Source organism: Pseudoduganella dura, assembly GCF_009727155.1.
Classification (GTDB): Bacteria; Pseudomonadota; Gammaproteobacteria; order Burkholderiales; family Burkholderiaceae_D; genus Rugamonas; species Rugamonas dura.
The window spans coordinates 5,311,379-5,327,463 of the sequence record NZ_WNWM01000002.1; the positions used below are offsets into that span (position 1 = coordinate 5,311,379).

The window sequence follows — 16,085 nt, forward strand, 5'->3', positions numbered from 1 at the left end:
GCAGAAGAAGTCGGATTCGAATGCCTCTAGTATACGCTCATATGCTCTTACTTCCAATTTCGCCGCCGGTCAAACCACAGATGTGAGGAATTCCGCAATAATTTCGGCGGTCTCTTCGGCCTGCTCGATATGAGGCCAGTGTCCGGAATTTCCGACCAGTTCAAGCCTGCTCCCTGGAAATCGACCTTGCTGGATACTCCGCACAAGATCCTCGGCAATTACCGGATCAGCTTTGGCGCCGATGATCAGTACCGGGCATGCGCAGGCTGTGGCTTGTTCGCCAGTCGGGTCACCACCAGTAAATGCATCGTAGTAGTCCTGGACCGCCTTACGGCCCATGATGCTCTTTTCATTCGTAGCAAGGACAATCTGCTCGTCGCTGAGATTGTGCGAGAAGGCGCGGCGAATTCCCGCTTGTGCCACGCTATCGCCACCGCTGTTTCGCAGCATCGACCTTACTTCATCCGGCAGCGCATTTCCTTGCAGAGGGGTAGGCGTGACCAATATCAGGGCGCGCACCTTGCTACCAAGTCGCGCAGCGGCAAGTTCGGCGATCTGCGCCCCCATGCTATGTCCGATCAGCGTCACCGGGGCGTCAGACGACTTGACGAAATCGACCACCTCATCGGCCGCACGGGCAAGTGAATAGGGACCACTCTGGTCCTGGCGGGTGCCAGCACCCGCCAGGTCATTCGCTGCCCACTGGAAGCCCTTTTTCTCCAACGCTGCTCCTAGGGTAGACCATAGGCTGGCGTTGTCGATGAAGCCATGGATGCAGACCAACTTGGTTTTGCTAGCTGCTGTGCTGTAAGGGTTCGTCATTTGATCGTCTCCTAATTTGTCTTGCTAAGTTGGGGTGTGTGGCGATAATATGAGCATATGCGCGTAAAGTCTAGGAGAATTTTTCAGCCTCGATTTCTTCCTCTCTTATGCATCTACATCAACGTTTTCAATTGGAGAGAAGTATGGTCTCAAGATATGACATCGAGTTTGTCGGCGAGCAGGATGTCACCATCAGAGGTTGGCTGTTTGCCCCCGCGGCAACCTCTTCCAAACCGTCGCCCGCCATTTCCATGTGCCATGGTTTCGGCGCCGTAAAAGAACATGCGCTGGAGAAGTTCGCGCAGGCTTTCGCCGAAGCTGGCTTCGTGGTACTGGTGCACGACCATCGCAACTTTGGCGCCAGTGATGGAGTGCCACGTGGTGATATCGACCCCTGGATGCAAATCGCCGACTGGCGCCGCGCCATTAGTTTTCTGGAGACAGTCCCTGAAGTGGATGCCAGCAAGATCGGTATCTGGGGATCGAGCTACAGCGGTGGCCACGCACTGGTCTTAGCCGCTACCGACAATCGGGTCAAGTGCGTGGTGTCGCAGGTGCCGACCATCAGCGGTTTCGAACAGAGTCGCCGGCGTATATCGCCTGATAACGTCGCGGCCTTCTTGGAAGGCATGACCGCTGACATGCGGCTAACCCATCGAGGTAAAGCGCCGGCCACCCAGTCGGTGGTGAGCGATGACCCAGGCACACCCGCCGCTTACAGGACCAGGGAAGCCATCGACTTCTATATGCGCGACATAGGCACTGCGAACTGGAATAACACCGTGACCATCAGGTCCAGCTTTGCGGCCCGGCTGTATGAACCAGGTACATGGATCAGCAGGATTTCACCCAAGCCATTGCTGATGGTAATCGCCAATGATGACTGCGTCACATTGACCGATTTGGAGCTGCGTGCCTATGAAGATGCATTGGAGCCCAAGCGGCTGGTGATCATCGAAGGCGGACACTTTGCGCCCTATGACATTGAATTCCCAACAGCAAGTTCGGCAGCAGTGCAATGGTTCCAGCAGCACCTACCAAGTTTTTGACATCGATCCGGGCCAGCGAGCCCCTCATTTTTCTAGGAGATAAAACATGCCAGTATTTCACGCCCACATCCCAAAAGGCCGATTCACCAGCGAGCAAAAGAAAGCCATCGGCGACGCACTCAATCAGTCCCTAGTCCAAGGACTGGGTATTCCCGAAGGCGACCGCTTCATCATCATCAGCGAACATGGCGAGGATGAACTGTTCATCGATCCAACCTTTATGGAGATGAATCGTACCGCCAACGCTATGATCATCAGCGTGATGGTTGGTGCCCATCGCCCGCTGAGCGACAAGCGCGCACTGATGGCAGCCATGACCCGCTTGCTGGAGGAATACGCCGGTATCTCTCCCGACGATGTCTTCATAAGCCTGGTGCCTGTCCCCAACGAGAACTTCTCGTTTGGCAAGGGCGTCCCGCAACTGGCTGAAGGCGGACCCAAGTGGTAAGCGCTCGCTGACGGCAGTAAAACAATTGGCGGCCATGTAAAGGACAAGAAGCTCAAGACCGAAATCATGGGCTTTTGTTCATTAGGATGACCACAATGGCGGCTTGTTCGTGAGTGCCGTTCAGTACTGTCTTGAATGCCGTGGAGATTTGATCGATGATGGCATCACACCGCTGGGAAGCGGCGTAATCTGAAAGGGCTGGTGGGATGCTGCAGTTCCAATGCAGGAATTGATCAACCCATTGACGGGATGAGCGCGTCAGTACGTGACGCAATCAGGCTTCAGGGTCGACGGTTCCTAAGCGGTGTTATTTGCTGCTGCTACGATTCGCGGAAGAGAGCTCACGCATCGCATTCGCAGAGTCAAGTTCGACGTGAGGAGCATGGCAACTGAAGCCCGCACGGCGCCTGCATTTGGGCGCCGACCTTACTCGCGTGACCTTAGCCGGCAAATTGTCGAGCAGGCGTGCTCATAATCACAGTTGGGAGCACAGCCCCAGAATTACGGCAGTGAAAAACGTTCTGCGCGGGACAGTTAACTCAGTCTTGGATGGCCGTATCTTCCGTGACGGCATTCATCTCTATTCAAAGATAAGCTGGATTCGCTTTAACAGTCCGACTTTTTGAACAATTACTAAACAAGAATTGGGAAGGCAAGTACTCATGACAATCACTGGAAACCAGCTCATCGGCGGTAGTGATACCCCTGGTAAGGAGGCAACGTTTTTCGCCGTCAATCCTGCGACTGGCGAGCAACTGTCGCAGCCTTTCACCGGCGCGGGCAAAACCGAAGTGGAATTAGCTTGCGCCTTGGCCGCGGAGGCTTTTAGCACTTACCGCCATACCTCGCTAAGCGAGCGCGCATCCTTTCTGGAACAGATTGCCCAGAATATCTTGGTCATTGGGGACGAACTGATCGACGCTGCAATGAGCGAATCCGGCTTGCCGCGCACGCAATTGGAAGGGGAGCGCACCCGTACAGTGAACCAACTGAACTTGTTCGCGGCAATGGTACGCTCAGGTGACTGGCTAGGCATGCGTCACGATCCCGCGCTGCCTGATCGGCAGCCACTACCGCGCCCAGACATTCGCTTGCGACATATTGGCATTGGTCCGGTGGCGGTCTTCGGAGCCTCCAACTTTCCACTTGCTTTCTCGGTCGCCGGCGGCGATACCGCCTCGGCGCTTGCGGCGGGCTGCCCGGTCATTTTGAAAGGCCACCCAGCCCATCCAGCAACCTCTGAGCTGGTCGGTCGCGCAGTCCAGAAAGCAGTGTTCGATTGCGGTCTACACGTCGGGGTGTTCGCGCTTCTGGTCGGCCCATCGATCGAACTGGGCGCTGCGCTGGTAGCCGATCCTCGTATCAAGGCCGTAGGGTTTACCGGGTCGCGCGGCGGTGGCATGGCATTAATGCGCATCGCCGCCTCCCGTCCTGAGCCTATTCCGGTGTTTGCCGAAATGAGTAGTCTCAACCCAGTAGTATTGTTGCCGGGCGCCTTGGCGACACGCGCGGAAAGTATCGCCAAAAGCTTCGCGGTTTCGCTTACGAAGGGAGCGGGGCAGTTTTGCACCAACCCCGGTCTGTTGCTGGCAATCGAAGGCCCCGGCTACGACGCCTTCCTGCATGCTGCCACCGAGGCCATAGAAGCGGCGCCTGCTGGCACGATGCTGACTCCCGCTATTCATGGCGTGTACACGCAGCAGACCGCCAACCTTGCCAAGCACGGAGCGCTGCGACAAGTAGTGCGCGGTCAGCCGGGCACCGGACCGCATGAGTGCCAAGCCGCTTTGATGGTGGTCGATTCGAGCGACTTCCTCCTTGATCCGGTGTGGCACAACGAGGTATTCGGAGCCTCATCGGTATTGGTGCGCTGCCCGGATCTGGCTACCCTGCAGGACGTGATCGGCCATCTGGAAGGCCAGCTGACGGCGACCCTGCAAATGGACCCGGCGGATCTACCTATGGCGCAGCAGTTGGTCCCGAAGCTTGAAGAAAAGGTCGGGCGCATTTTAGTCAACGGTTGGCCGACCGGCGTCGAAGTGGCGAGCGCCATGGTGCATGGTGGTCCCTTTCCTGCCACATCGGACGCCCGCATGACGTCAGTCGGTACGCTGGCGATCACTCGCTTTCTGCGCCCTGTTTGCTATCAGGATTTTCCCGAGGCGCTGCTGCCCGAGGTATTCAAGCACTGATCCTTCGCAATAGCGGTGGGCACTGTCGTACCAGTGTAAGCGATCACATTGCGGTGCCAGCCCGTCGGCCACCCAGATCATGCAGGTCCGACCGTAGCGGATTGTCGGCAAACATCTCGTTCCAGATTCACGGCATCAGGTGATGCACCAGTGACACCGGGTGGTAGCCGATACGCTGCAGCACATCAACGAAGTAGTCGTACGGAGTGATGTCCTGCAGCCGGCAGGTCGCCAGCAGACTCTGCACAATGCCGACATGCTTGGCGCCCAGGTCCGTCCAGCTGAACAGCCAGTTTTTTCTGCCCATCCGGATGACTCGCAGGGCGCGCTCGAGGTGATTGGCATCGATCGATACGTCCCGATCGTCCAGCTGCCAGAACCCGACGCTCGCCCTTCTGGCCGAAAATCTCCCGCTGGAACCACGCTACCTGACGGCGCAAACGGATGATTTCGCGCTCCTTCGCGTCGAGCAAAGCGCTCATCTTCGGCGGGGGCAATCCCACTGCTGAACTGGCGATTGGAGAGGCGGAATGCGGCGAAAAATGTACTCGCCAGACGCAGGATCTCGTTCGTCTTGCGCAGCTCACGATTTTCTCGCTCGAGCGCCTTGATGCGCTCTTCTTCAGCATTGGTCGGGCCGTGACGCTGACCAGTGTCACGTTCCCGCTGCCGCACTCAGCGCCGTAGCGTCTCTGGTGTGCAGCCGTTCTTGGCTGCGATGGATTCGATTGCAGCCCACTGCGAGCTGTACTCACTGGCTGCCTCGCCGACCATGCGCACGGCACGCTCGATGACATCAGGGAAATATTTGGATTGCTTCATAGATCCATTCTCTCAAACAATGGAGCCTCTACAAAACCCGGGGCGATTCAATACGACCGGATAATCGTATCTGCAGTCCCGGCACTATTACGCCCGCGCCGTATGACCCGACAGACGCTCTCGAGGTTTGCGCTCGCGGTACTCAAGGGGTGTCCGTTGCAATGCATGCTCCTGATGTGCTTACGCAACGCACGCTCGTGAACCGATGTTCGACCACAATACTTACCTTCTCGCTCATTTCGTGATGTCATCTCTACGGATATTTTCGTTCGCTTCCTAGAATTATCCGTAGAGAGCTCTTCAGCCGCCGCACCCTACCGCTGGGAAACGTCAGCAATCCTGCCCTCATCATGGGACGCAAGATCGCACCTGCCTTGCATGATAACCCTAATTATCACGTAAGCATTCTTCGCAAATCAGTGCTCTTCAACGAGGATAGTATGTCCGCTCTGGGGCAGGCTGGGTAAGAAACGTGAATCGGGCGGCACTCTCAGGAAATCCGACCTCCTAGAACGGCTGCTACGGCGTTTTCCAAGTGGGCAATGGCAAATGGACCCCTGAAAACGCGCGGTTCTCGCGTTTTTGCACAGCCTTGGGCGCAAGCGGTCGTACGCGACCACGGGTCGGGCGCCGAGATGACGATCGTGGCCTTAGCCGCACCGATGCCATGGCCGAAGCACTTCTCCCCGAAGACTTTTTGTTGCTTACGAAAGCTCATCTTCCAACTCACGGTAAATATCCAAGACGGTAAACGGTCGCCAGTCAATGATCATACAGCCGTGACGGGAGTCCTGGTTGCCCGAAAAAACAGGAATAACTTTGGAGTACCTTCTGCATGAGCTTGGATGCGGCAGTGGCATTGCGTGTAAGGGTGCGCCTTCACGAACGAACGCAGGCTCGGCTGGTAGCGCATCGGGCGTGACGGCGCCGGCGAAGAATCACGACACGCAACGCACGCTACGGCATCGAGTCGCGCGGAACGCCTGGACATGGTAGTGGGTCCTTCAACGCCCCACGGGTCGCTACACCATTTTCGCAGACTGCGCGCCCTTCCACACGGCGATCCGCTCCCCATCAAGCCTTTCTTCGCGCGCCTGCTCACTCATCCGTTGGCGATACGTCGAAAGGCTTTGCAAGGCCGTCTCAATCTTCCTCCTGTTTTCACGCCCTTGTGGAAACGGTACCACTATCGTCCTGAAAACGCTTTCAAAACTACCAACTCTCCGCTAACATCGCCGACAGTACGTAATTACATAACAACCAACCAAGATGCTGGGAGACCTATGAACACCACGGAAGTGTTTTTGCTGGCGATGCTGCTGATCTTCGTTGTGCCGTTCCTAATCTGGCGCCTGGGCAGGACCGACTATTTCGCGCCGCTGGTGATCGTGCAGATCATCATGGGCATCGTGCTGGGCCCCGGCGTGCTGGGCGTGGCGATGCCGGAGTATTACAAGTTCGTGTTCCAGCCGGATGTGGTGAAGACGCTGAACGGCATCGCGCTGTGGGGCGTGATGCTGTTCGTGATGCTGGCCGGCATCGAGCTGGACCTGAAGAAGGTGTGGCAATATCGCCGCGAAAGCGCCACCACGGCCAGCCTGTCGCTGGCGATGCCGCTGCTGTTCGGTTGCGGCGCGGCCTTGCTGCTGCTGGCGTATCCCGGCTGGATCGGGCCGAAGGCGGCCACGTGGCAGTTCCTGCTGGGCACCGGCATGGCCTGCGCCGTGACCGCGCTGCCGGTGCTGGTGCTGCTGCTCGAAAAGCTCGATATCCTGCGCCAGCCGATGGGCCAGCGCATCCTCCGCTATGCCAGCCTCGACGACGTGGCCATCTGGGGCGTGCTCGCGCTGATCATGCTCGACTGGGAACGCGTGGGCCGCCAGATCGGCTTCCTCGTGGCGTTCGGCGTGCTGACGTTCCTCTATCGCCGCCTGATGGTGCGCCTGCAGCAGAGCGACCGCTGGTACGTGGCCCTGATCTGGCTGGTGGCGTGCGGCTTCGGCGCCGACTGGGCCGGCCTGCACTTCATGGTCGGCGCCTTCCTGGCCGGCGTGGTGATGGATGCCGACTGGTTCGGGCAGGAGCAGCTCGATACGCTGTTCAAGAATGTGCTGCTGGTGATGATGCCGGTGTTCTTCCTCAGCACCGGCCTGCGCACAAGGTGGGAGATCGGCGGGGATCAGGGCGGCTACCAGGTCTTCTTCGTGGCCGGCCTGCTGTTGCTGGCGTCCGTGGGCGGCAAGCTGGCCGGCGCGCATATCGCCGGGCGCATGCTGAAATGGAAGAGCGGTGAAGCCTCGATCATCGGCTGGCTGCTGCAATCGAAGGGCCTGATCGAGATCATCTTCGCCAACATCCTGCTCGACAAAGGCATCATCACCAGCGAAACCTTCACGGCCTTGCTGCTGATGGCCGTGGGCAGTACCATGCTGACGATCCCCGTGGTGCACCCGAAACTGAACCGGGCACAGAACCGCGGCCTGGTGGGGCAGGCCAGTTCCTGATGACAGGGCAATAACGAAAAGGCACAACGGCATGGCGCGTAACGGGCTCACGAAACAGCAGGTCAGGGCGATCCGCGACGAACTGCTGGCGGCCGGATCGTATCCTTCCGCCGACGCGGTGCGGCGCGCGCTGGGCGATACCGGCTCCAAGTCGACCATCCACAGGTACCTGAAGGAGCTGGCCGGCGAGGAGGCGGGCGGCGCCATCCGGCGCGCCGATACGGAACGCTCGCTGCAGGCCATCGTCGCGCAGCTGGCCGACACGCTGCATGCGGATGCCGAGCGGCGCCTGCAGGCACTGCTGGCCGAGCGCGACGCCCTGCTGCGCGCCAGGGATGCGGAACTGGCCGACCTGCGCGGCACCGTGGCGGCGCTGGCCGCGCGACTCGAAACGCTCGAAGGCGAGGCGGCGCCGGCACGCCCGGCGGATGCGCCCCGCGAGCGGGGTACCCCGCGTGGCGGGAACGCCGGCGGTGCCAGGGTGGGAAAAGAAGGCTTCGGCAAGGAAGGCTTCGGCAATTTCGGCGGTCTGCTGTCGAACTCGCGCTGCGGGCACCGCGACAGTTCGCCGTTCACCATCATCCTTGCCGGCGCCCGCTCAGAAGTGTTCGACCTGGAAAGCGTGCATCCGGCGGGGTTGCTGCCGTCCTGAGGGAACCGCTCAGGGTCTCGACGGCGCGATGCGCTCCAGCTTGCGGTCGAGCGCATCGGAACGCTGTTCCATGCCGTGCTCCGCCTGGTGCAGTTTGCGCTCGGTCACATCGTCGATCGCCGCGCCGCCCGCCGGCACGATGCGCGGCGTGATGACCACGATGGTCTCGGTGGTGCTGCCGCCGTCGTCGGTGCTGGAGAAGGCGCGGCCGATCACCGGCAAATCGGCCAGGATCGGCAGGCCCTGCCGGCGGTAAGTGCGGCTGTTCTTGATCAGGCCGCCGATCAGCACCGGCTGGCCGTCGTTGGCCACCAGCTGCGTGTTGACCTCGGTGGTCTTCTTCGACGGAATCCCCGCCGACACCGAGCCCGAGCTCACTTCCGGCCGCACCTTCAGCATGATGCGCCCGTCGGCATCGACCGATGGCGTCACCCGCAGGATCACGCCGGTATCGAGGAACTGGATCGATTCGGTCGTCACGTTGTTGATCGTCGTCGTCAGCCGGTAGCCAAGCTGGTCGCCCACGTTCGTCGTCGCTTCCTGGTCTTCCAGGGCGAGCAGGCGCGGCGTCGCCAGCGTGTGCACGCGGCCCTTGTTGCTGAGGGCGCTCAGGTAAGCCTCGATGCTGTTGTTCACCACGTTCAGGTAGAAGCGCGGCCCCACGCGGCTGGCGAAGTCCGTCGCGCCCACCACGTCGGGGCCGTTGCCGTTGAATACGCGCGACCAGTCGACGCCGAAGTTCTCGTTCTGGTCCAGCGTGATCTCGAGGATCTTCGCCTCGATCAGGATCTGCTGCGGCGCCGTGTCGATCGCGCGCAGCGCCAGCGTGGCGCGGGCGATGCCCGCCTCGGTCGATTCGATCACCACGCTTTTCGTCTGCTCCAGCACCGTCACGGTGCCCAGCTCGCCCACCTGGCGCGCCAGGATCTCGCCGACCTTCTTCACGTCGGCATAGCGCACCTTCAGCGATTTCACCAGCGTGCCGGCGGCATCCTTCGTCACCGATTTCGGGTCGGCGATGAAGAAGCCGCCGGCCCGCTCGCTCACCGCGTAGCCGCCGGCTTCGGCGATGGCGTACACCGCCTGGCGCACAGTCAGGTCGTACAGGTTGATCGAGACGTTGCCGGCAACGCCGCGGCCCAGCACGATGTTGACCCGCGCGGTGCGCGAAATCATGTTGAACAGTTCGCCGATGGGCGTGTCGCGGAACGTGTACGACATGACGGCGGTCGAAGCGACGTTCGCCTGCGCGGCATTGGCGGCGGGGGCCTGGCCTGACGGCGAGGCCGGGGCGGCGAAGCAGGGGAACAGCGCCGGCAGCATGGCCAGCAGGAGCAGAGAGTGCCGCGGTGTCATTCGGAATCCTTGGTTTGCGGGCGTGCCTGCCCGGGGTCGCTCATCACGAGCAGTTGTTGCCGGCCGTTGCGCACGACCAGCGCGCCGCGCGCATCGATGCGCAGCACGGTATAGCCGGCGCCGCGATCGCCGGCGGACAGGACGTCGCCATCGATGTTCGCCAGCGAATGCGCGCCGTTGAGGATCAGCGCGCGCAGGCGCAGCGGTGCCGGCGGCGCCTCTTCGACCTGCGTGGACGCCGATGCGGCCGGCGCAGGGCGCGCGAACGGGTCGCGCAGCGGATGGCCGGCGGGCGCGGCGGCGGCCATGTCCGCCACGGCCGGCAGCAGGGCCAGCGCGAAAATGGTCGTGAAAGCGTGCTTCATGGCCGGTCCGCCGGTGCGTAGATGGCCAGCTGCAGCGTCACCTTGCGGCGCCCGCCGCCATCGCCGCCATCGCGGGCATGCAGGCCGAGCTGCACGATGCCGGCCGCCGGCTGGGTGCGTTCGATATCGTCCAGCCAGGCGAGGATGTCGCCATAGCCGCCGGTGGCGGCGATGTCGATCACCTGCTGGCGCAGCCCGGCCACGCTGCGTTCCGCGCCTTGCGCCGCGGACGATACCTCCACGCCGGCCAGCCTGGCACTGCGGCTGACCTCGGCCACCAGAACGAGCGGCGCGGGCACGGCAGCCGGTGGCGCGGGTGCATGTGCCGGTGCCGGTGCCGGTACGGTCCCCCGGGCCGGCACGGCGGCCGCGGAAAGTTCCAGTGCCGTCAACGCCGCGCGCTGCTGCCGGTAGGCGGCCAGCGGACCGCGCAGGCCCGCCGTCCACGCCAGCATGGCGGCAATCGCCACCACGCCCACGCAGAGCAGGTTCAGCTGGCGCGCGGGTAGCGCCGCCAATGCGGCATGCAGGCGTTCGTTCATGGCCGGTCCTTCCAGGCCAGCGCGACGACGGCATGAAAACCGATGGCCTGCGCCCCAGTGCCCGCGCCGCTCGACCGCAGCTGCACCGTGGCCACGCCGGGCGCGCGGCCCAGCTGCGCGAGGAATGCGGTCACGGCCTCGTAGTTCAGCGCTTCGCCGGAGAGTTCCACGATGCTGCCCGGCGGCGCGTCGTTCCGCGCCGGCTCCTGCCCCGGCGTGGGTGGCTTGTCGCCCGAGCCGGCGGCCGCATCCGGCTCCTGAAGATCGCGACGCAGCACGATGCCCGTCAGCCATGCGTCCGGCGGCAGCGCCGTGTCGATGGCCTGCGCGAACGCGGCAAGCTCACCCTGGCGGCGCAGCGTGCGCAGCAGCGCGTCCTGCCGCATGCGGCGCTCGTGCGCCTCCAGCAGGGTGGCGTCGCGGGCCTGGTCGGACAGGGCTCGCGTAGCTGCGGCCTTCAGGGCGGCGGCCTTGCGGTCGAACTCCGCGCCGCGCCAGCGCAAGGCCGCATTCCCTGCCGCGGTGGCAATCGCTACGACGGCCAGCGCGATCGCCGTGCGGCGTATCGCGCGGCGCACGCGGATGGCGTCGCGCCAGCTGCGCGGGATCATGTCGATATCAGCCATGCAGGCCTCCCCGCAATGCCAGGCCTGCGGCCAGCGCGACCGGCGTGGCGAGCTCGGTCGCGCGCGCTTCCGGCAGCGCGTGGTCGAACGCGCCCAGCGGATTGAGCAGGTGCACCGGCACGTCGATCAGTTCGCCGATGCGGGCCTGGATATCCGGGTAGCGCGCCAGGCTGCCGTTGAGGTAGATGCGGCTGATCGAACTGCCGCGCGTGCGCGACGCCACGTAGACCTGGGTATGCGCCAGCTCGTCGGCCAGTGCCTGGCAATCGGCATGCAGGATTTCCCGGATCGCCCGGCCCAGCTCGCCGTGCGCGCTGTCCGCGCTGTCCGTGTCATCGGCCGCGGCACCGTTGCGGGCGCCGATGCCATGCTCGCGCAGCAGGTGCGTGGCGGTTTCGGGCGGCAGTTCGAGCGCCGCCGCGAGACTGCCGGACAGGCGTTCCTCGCCGAAGTCGATCTCGCGGTCGAGCATCAGGCGGCGGCCCCAGATCACGGTCAGGTAGCTCTTGCCGGTGCCGAAGTTGAGCAGGGCCACCGATTGCCCCACTTCGTTGCCGTGCATGGTCGCCAGCAGGCGGCTGATGGCGGTGGGGCCGATGTCGAGCGCCTGCGGGGCCAAGCCGGCCGCCTCCAGCGTCGCCAGGTAACCGAGCACGCGCGGGCGCAGCGCGGCGGCCACCAGCACCTGCCGTTCGGCGCCGTCCGCATCGGCGCCGCGCACCTGGTAGTAATCCAGCACATACTCGGCGGCGGCCTCGCCGAGCTGCTCGGCCGCCGCCTTGGCCACGGCCTTCGCTTCCGGCTGCCCCTGCGCCAGGTGCACCGTGAGCGGCAGGATGCGCACATCGGCCGGCGGCAGCGCCGAGACCACGCGCCGGCCCTGGAACGGCGCCGAGCGCAGCGCGGCATCGACGAAACGGGCCAGCTGCTTCGGCGCGGCGAGCAGTTCGGCGCGCGGCACCGGGTAGGGAACCGATGCCGCGGCACGCAGCCGCCAGCGGCCGTCGTGCACATCAGCCTGCACCAGGTTCAGGCGGGTGGCGGCGAAGTCGGCCCCGATCGGCCGCACCGCCGGCCGCCGGCCGCGCGCGCCGATGCCCGCCAGGAGCTCGCGCAGGCTCATGGCGCGTCGGCTTTCGCCGCCGGGGCGGGCAGCGCGGCGACCGCGATGGTGGCGCGCGCATTTGCTGCCGCGTCGGCAACGATCTCGTGCCGGATGCGGGCGCCGCCGGCGCGCTTCGCTTCGTACAGCAGTTCGTCCGCTCGCGCATAGGCGGCATCGAGCGTGCAGGCTCTGGCCTCGTCCAGCAGGATCATCCCAGCGCTCACGGTAGGGGCGGGCGCCGCGTTCCCGGCGGCGGCCAGCGCGCGTTCCGAGGCGTCGTCGAGCATGCGCTGCAGCCGCGCCACCGGCGCCGGCGTGCCTGTGATGATGAACGCGAATTCGTCGCCGCCCAGGCGCACCAGGCACTCCAGGTCGCCGTCGAGGTCGCCGAACGCCGCGGCCAGCGCCTGCAGTACGCGGTCGCCATGGCGGTGGCCGTAGGTGTCGTTGAGCGGCTTGAAGTGGTCGATGTCGAGCAGGCCGAAGCAGGCGGGCGTGCCGCGTGCCGCATGGGCCGCCACCAGGCGTTCGAAGCCGCGCTGCAGGAAGCGCCGGTTCCACGCGCCGGTGAGGTGGTCGCGCTCGGCCAGCGCCGCCATGTCCGCGCTCACGCGCTCGAGCCCGAAGCGCATCGCCAGGTCGTGCTTTCGCAGCCCCAGCGCGCGCGCCACCAGTGCCAGCGAAAGGATCGATGTCGTGAGCATCGTGAACTGCAGCGCCCATGGTTCCACGTTGCCGAAGTGCCGGTGCGAGAAGAACGTGAGCGATGTAAACATCGTGTAGATGGCCAGGCTGGTCGCCGACGCTTCGCGCAGGCCCCACGGCATCAGCGGAATCAGCATGTGCAGCGTGGCCACGCTGAGCAGCACCATCACGTGCAGCCTGCCGGCTTCGCGCGCCAGCAGCACGAGCGCGGCGGCGCAGATGATCAGGAGGGCCATCGCCAGCAGGTTCAGCGCCTGCACGTCGCGCACGCGCGTCGCCGAAAAGCGGATGTGCAGCGCCAGGGCGACCAGCAGCACGTAGGTATCGGTGTAGGCGCGGCCCAGGTCGAACCAGGCGGCGAAGGCCCAGGCCTGGGCCAGGAACAGCAGCGCGGCGGCGGCAAGCAGGGCAACGCCCTGGCGGGTATCGCGTTCGATGTGGGGCGTGGCGTAATCGGCCAGGTCCTGCGCGGAGAACCGCGTGGACGACCAGATCATTGGCAGCGTACCCAGCAACGTTCGCAGCGGGGTCGGGGCGGCGAAGAATGGCATCGGTTGTGTCATGAGGGTTAACAGGCTTTGGCGGTAACGACCCGCAGGATGGGGCGACGGCTTTCACTCGCGTCGTGGCTGTAGAACACAACGGCCTGGCCGGGATTGACCAGGCGCAGCAGCATGCCGTAGTTGGCCAGTCGGCCGGTGACCCAGCCGTCGACGAGACTTGTCACGTCCCACGAGTAGGAGCCGGCGCCGGCGACGCCGGTAGTGGCGGCGGCGGTAGCGGCATAGTTGCCACCGGTCCACCACGCGTAGAAGCGGGGCATGAACCAGGTGGCGTTGGCGTCCCACTGCGTGGTGACGCGGTGCACGCCGACCGGCCGGGCGACGGCGCTCGAACCGTTCTGCGTGAGGATCAGCGTGGCGGACAGCACCCGTGTATCGCTGCCGATTTCGCTGGCCGGCCAGTACAGCAGCGCATGGGCGGTACCGGAGGCGAGCGACAGGCTGGCAGCGGCGCTGTCGGGCGACGCGCTGCCGGCATCGATTGTCGTGTCGAGGGCGGCGGCGCCCAGGTCTGACGAGCTCGTCTTCGCGTTGAAGTCGACGATATCGACGCCGTTGCGCGTTACCGTGCGCACCACGCCGTTGCCGGCTGTGCCGGTCGCGAAAATGTTCAGCCGCTTCGAACCGGATTTCGTGACGGACGCCTCGAAGTTCCCGGTGCCGAATGCGGTGGGCAGGATGGATGCGCTGGTGCAGCCCTTGACCTGGTTGCTCCAGCGCGCAGCCGCCACGCCAGCTTCGGCCAGGTAGCGGGCGGCACGCACGTCGTAATCGTTCTTCACGGCCACGGCATCCATGCCGGCCGCGCGGTTCAGGCCGAACGACAGGGCGGCGATGATGGCCAGCAGCAGGGCCACCATCAGCAGCAGCGCGCCGGATTGCCTGCGGATCATGGCTGGACCTTGAGGCGGAGGGCGCGCGCGCGCGTGATGGTATTGCCGTCCGCGCTCAGCGTCATCTCGACGGAAAGCAGCGGCAGCCCGTCGACGACTTCCGGTGCCGCCAGCTTGAATGCCGTGACGTTGGCGGCGATCACACCCTTGCCGGTTTCCACCAGGTTCGTGCCTTCCGTCGCAAAGCCGAGGCGCGTCTGCAAGGCTGCCGGCGTGAGGCCGGCCCCGGGCGGCTCGACTATCGTGTCGGCGGCGCGTGCGGCAATGCGGCCCAGCGCGAACCGGGCATCGTTGTTCAGGTCGAGCGCGGCGCGCACGCTGCGCGCGCTCTTGGTGCCGGCGCGCAGCATGTCCACCAGCGGCAACACCAGGATCGCCGCGATCGCCAGCCCGCCGAGCAGCTCGGCCAGCGTGAAGCCGCGTTGCATGCTCGCCGGGGTCATCGCGCCACCAGCGTGGTCAGGGGGAAGGTGTTGCCGGCCTTCGTGTCGGCCAGGCGCGCCTGCACATACAGCAGGTTGTCGCCCGCGCCGGCCGTGCCGATCGCCTTGGTGGTGTCGTTGCCGTAGCGGGCAATGGACACGCCGACGGCGGGGCATGCCGCCGTTTCCCGGGCGGAGTAGGCGGACAACGCCGTGGTCGTGCCCGCCGCGGCCAGCAGGCGTTCATACGGTTCCGCCAGCACCGTTTCCATCCGCGCGCTCACGCAGTCCAGGTCGCGGCCCGCCAGCGCCGTGTTGCCCGGCGCGGCAATCGCCCCGCGCAGCGCGTTGGCGGCCGGGATCAGGCACACGGACAACAGGAGCAGGGCAACCACGGCTTCCACCAGCGTCATGCCGGCGGCTGCCCGCTGCTTGGGGCTGGAAGGAAACGGCTTGGACATTTTTACTCAAAAGGTGGTAACGCGGCCGGTGACATCGACCGCGATCGCGCGTGTGACGTTGCCTGCGCCGAGCAGGATCGTTCCCGCGGCCAGGCCCTGTGCGCGGGCGGTGGCCGAGCCGGTGCCGCGCACCGGGTTGCCGGCTTCGTCGAACGCGACGGTCGATGCCGTCGCACCGTCGGCGAAGGTGAAGCTGCAGGCGGCAAGCGACACGTTGCTGCCCAACGGGGCAGCATTCATCGCCACGACATAGGCCGCCCGGTTGCCCGGATGGAGCACCGCAACGTCGGAGTCCTGCACATTCGTGCCGCTGGTATCCAGGCCGACGATGCTGATCCGGTTCTGCTGCACTTCGCAGCCGAAGCGTCGCCACTCGCCGGTTCGCAACGCTTCTTCACGGGCGAACCGCAATGCCAGCACGACTTCGCCGGCGGCGGTGTCGGCGCGGAATTCCGCCACCGGCTGGGCCGACGGCAGGGCGACGGCTGCGGCGATCGACAGCACCGCGCAGACGGCCAGCATTTCGGCCAGCGTGTAGCCGTGTGATCGCCTGCTCAT

16 protein-coding genes and 2 pseudogenes are annotated in these 16,085 nt (G+C 64.5%); 5 read left to right on the forward strand and 13 right to left on the reverse strand.

The window, feature by feature from the left end; translation table 11 throughout:
* Positions 1 to 69: 69 nt before the first annotated feature.
* A complete protein-coding gene (locus GJV26_RS23375; RefSeq protein WP_155711073.1) occupies positions 70 to 822 on the reverse strand; it encodes an alpha/beta fold hydrolase in 753 nt (250 codons plus the stop codon).
* Positions 823 to 965: 143 nt separating this feature from the next.
* On the opposite strand from GJV26_RS23375, the gene GJV26_RS23380 reads away from it, so the two are divergent.
* The 3 genes from GJV26_RS23380 (at position 966) to GJV26_RS23390 (ending at position 4,511) form a co-directional block, all read left to right on the forward strand.
* Positions 966 to 1,871, forward strand: coding sequence for an alpha/beta hydrolase (locus GJV26_RS23380; RefSeq protein WP_229419407.1), 906 nt, complete (start codon positions 966 to 968; stop codon positions 1,869 to 1,871).
* 46 nt (positions 1,872 to 1,917) lie between these two features.
* On the forward strand, positions 1,918 to 2,319 hold the full coding sequence (locus GJV26_RS23385; RefSeq protein WP_155711075.1) for a tautomerase family protein: 402 nt from the start codon (positions 1,918 to 1,920) through the stop codon (positions 2,317 to 2,319).
* Positions 2,320 to 2,981: 662 nt separating this feature from the next.
* Complete coding sequence (locus tag GJV26_RS23390; RefSeq protein WP_155711076.1) at positions 2,982 to 4,511, forward strand: aldehyde dehydrogenase (NADP(+)); 1,530 nt, start codon at positions 2,982 to 2,984, stop codon at positions 4,509 to 4,511.
* A gap of 130 nt (positions 4,512 to 4,641) precedes the next feature.
* Here the strand turns inward: GJV26_RS23390 and GJV26_RS30330 are convergent.
* A pseudogene (locus tag GJV26_RS30330) lies at positions 4,642 to 4,908 on the reverse strand (IS66 family transposase); the annotation flags it as partial.
* A gap of 140 nt (positions 4,909 to 5,048) precedes the next feature.
* A pseudogene (locus tag GJV26_RS23400) lies at positions 5,049 to 5,333 on the reverse strand (transposase); the annotation flags it as partial.
* A 1,283-nt stretch (positions 5,334 to 6,616) separates the two neighbouring features.
* Between GJV26_RS23400 and GJV26_RS23405 the strand changes: the two are divergent.
* Entirely contained in the window at positions 6,617 to 7,837 is a 1,221-nt protein-coding gene (locus tag GJV26_RS23405; protein ID WP_155711077.1) for a cation:proton antiporter, read from the forward strand.
* 31 nt (positions 7,838 to 7,868) lie between these two features.
* Positions 7,869 to 8,489 carry a DNA-binding protein gene (locus tag GJV26_RS23410; protein ID WP_155711078.1) on the forward strand — a complete coding sequence of 207 codons (621 nt, stop codon included), beginning with the start codon at positions 7,869 to 7,871 and terminating at the stop codon, positions 8,487 to 8,489.
* Positions 8,490 to 8,498: 9 nt separating this feature from the next.
* On the opposite strand, the gene GJV26_RS23415 is transcribed toward GJV26_RS23410, so the two are convergent.
* From GJV26_RS23415 to GJV26_RS23455, 10 genes are read right to left on the reverse strand one after another with little or no spacing between them, the layout of a single operon-like run.
* Complete coding sequence (locus GJV26_RS23415) at positions 8,499 to 9,845, reverse strand: type II secretion system protein GspD (RefSeq protein ID WP_155711079.1); 1,347 nt, start codon at positions 9,843 to 9,845, stop codon at positions 8,499 to 8,501.
* Complete coding sequence (locus GJV26_RS23420) at positions 9,842 to 10,210, reverse strand: hypothetical protein (RefSeq protein ID WP_155711080.1); 369 nt, start codon at positions 10,208 to 10,210, stop codon at positions 9,842 to 9,844. The genes GJV26_RS23415 and GJV26_RS23420 overlap by 4 nt, the downstream gene beginning before the upstream one ends.
* Positions 10,207 to 10,752 carry a hypothetical protein gene (locus tag GJV26_RS29985; protein WP_189441680.1) on the reverse strand — a complete coding sequence of 182 codons (546 nt, stop codon included), beginning with the start codon at positions 10,750 to 10,752 and terminating at the stop codon, positions 10,207 to 10,209. The genes GJV26_RS23420 and GJV26_RS29985 overlap by 4 nt, the downstream gene beginning before the upstream one ends.
* Positions 10,749 to 11,378, reverse strand: a complete 630-nt coding sequence (locus tag GJV26_RS23430) for a PilN domain-containing protein (protein WP_155711081.1) — start codon at positions 11,376 to 11,378, stop codon at positions 10,749 to 10,751. The genes GJV26_RS29985 and GJV26_RS23430 overlap by 4 nt, the downstream gene beginning before the upstream one ends.
* Positions 11,371 to 12,501: a pilus assembly protein PilM gene (pilM, locus tag GJV26_RS23435; RefSeq protein ID WP_155711082.1), complete on the reverse strand. Its 1,131-nt coding sequence runs from the start codon at positions 12,499 to 12,501 to the stop codon at positions 11,371 to 11,373. Before pilM ends, GJV26_RS23430 begins: the two co-directional genes overlap by 8 nt.
* A complete protein-coding gene (locus tag GJV26_RS23440) occupies positions 12,498 to 13,739 on the reverse strand; it encodes a GGDEF domain-containing protein (protein ID WP_155711083.1) in 1,242 nt (413 codons plus the stop codon). The genes pilM and GJV26_RS23440 overlap by 4 nt, the downstream gene beginning before the upstream one ends.
* Positions 13,740 to 13,756: 17 nt before the next feature.
* Entirely contained in the window at positions 13,757 to 14,644 is an 888-nt protein-coding gene (locus tag GJV26_RS23445; protein WP_155711084.1) for a DNRLRE domain-containing protein, read from the reverse strand.
* On the reverse strand, positions 14,641 to 15,087 hold the full coding sequence (locus GJV26_RS23450; RefSeq protein WP_173346252.1) for a PilW family protein: 447 nt from the start codon (positions 15,085 to 15,087) through the stop codon (positions 14,641 to 14,643). The genes GJV26_RS23445 and GJV26_RS23450 overlap by 4 nt, the downstream gene beginning before the upstream one ends.
* Positions 15,084 to 15,527, reverse strand: coding sequence for a prepilin-type N-terminal cleavage/methylation domain-containing protein (locus GJV26_RS29820; RefSeq protein ID WP_173346253.1), 444 nt, complete (start codon positions 15,525 to 15,527; stop codon positions 15,084 to 15,086). The genes GJV26_RS23450 and GJV26_RS29820 overlap by 4 nt, the downstream gene beginning before the upstream one ends.
* Before the next feature lie 6 nt (positions 15,528 to 15,533).
* Positions 15,534 to 16,085: a pilus assembly FimT family protein gene (locus GJV26_RS23455; RefSeq protein ID WP_155711086.1), complete on the reverse strand. Its 552-nt coding sequence runs from the start codon at positions 16,083 to 16,085 to the stop codon at positions 15,534 to 15,536.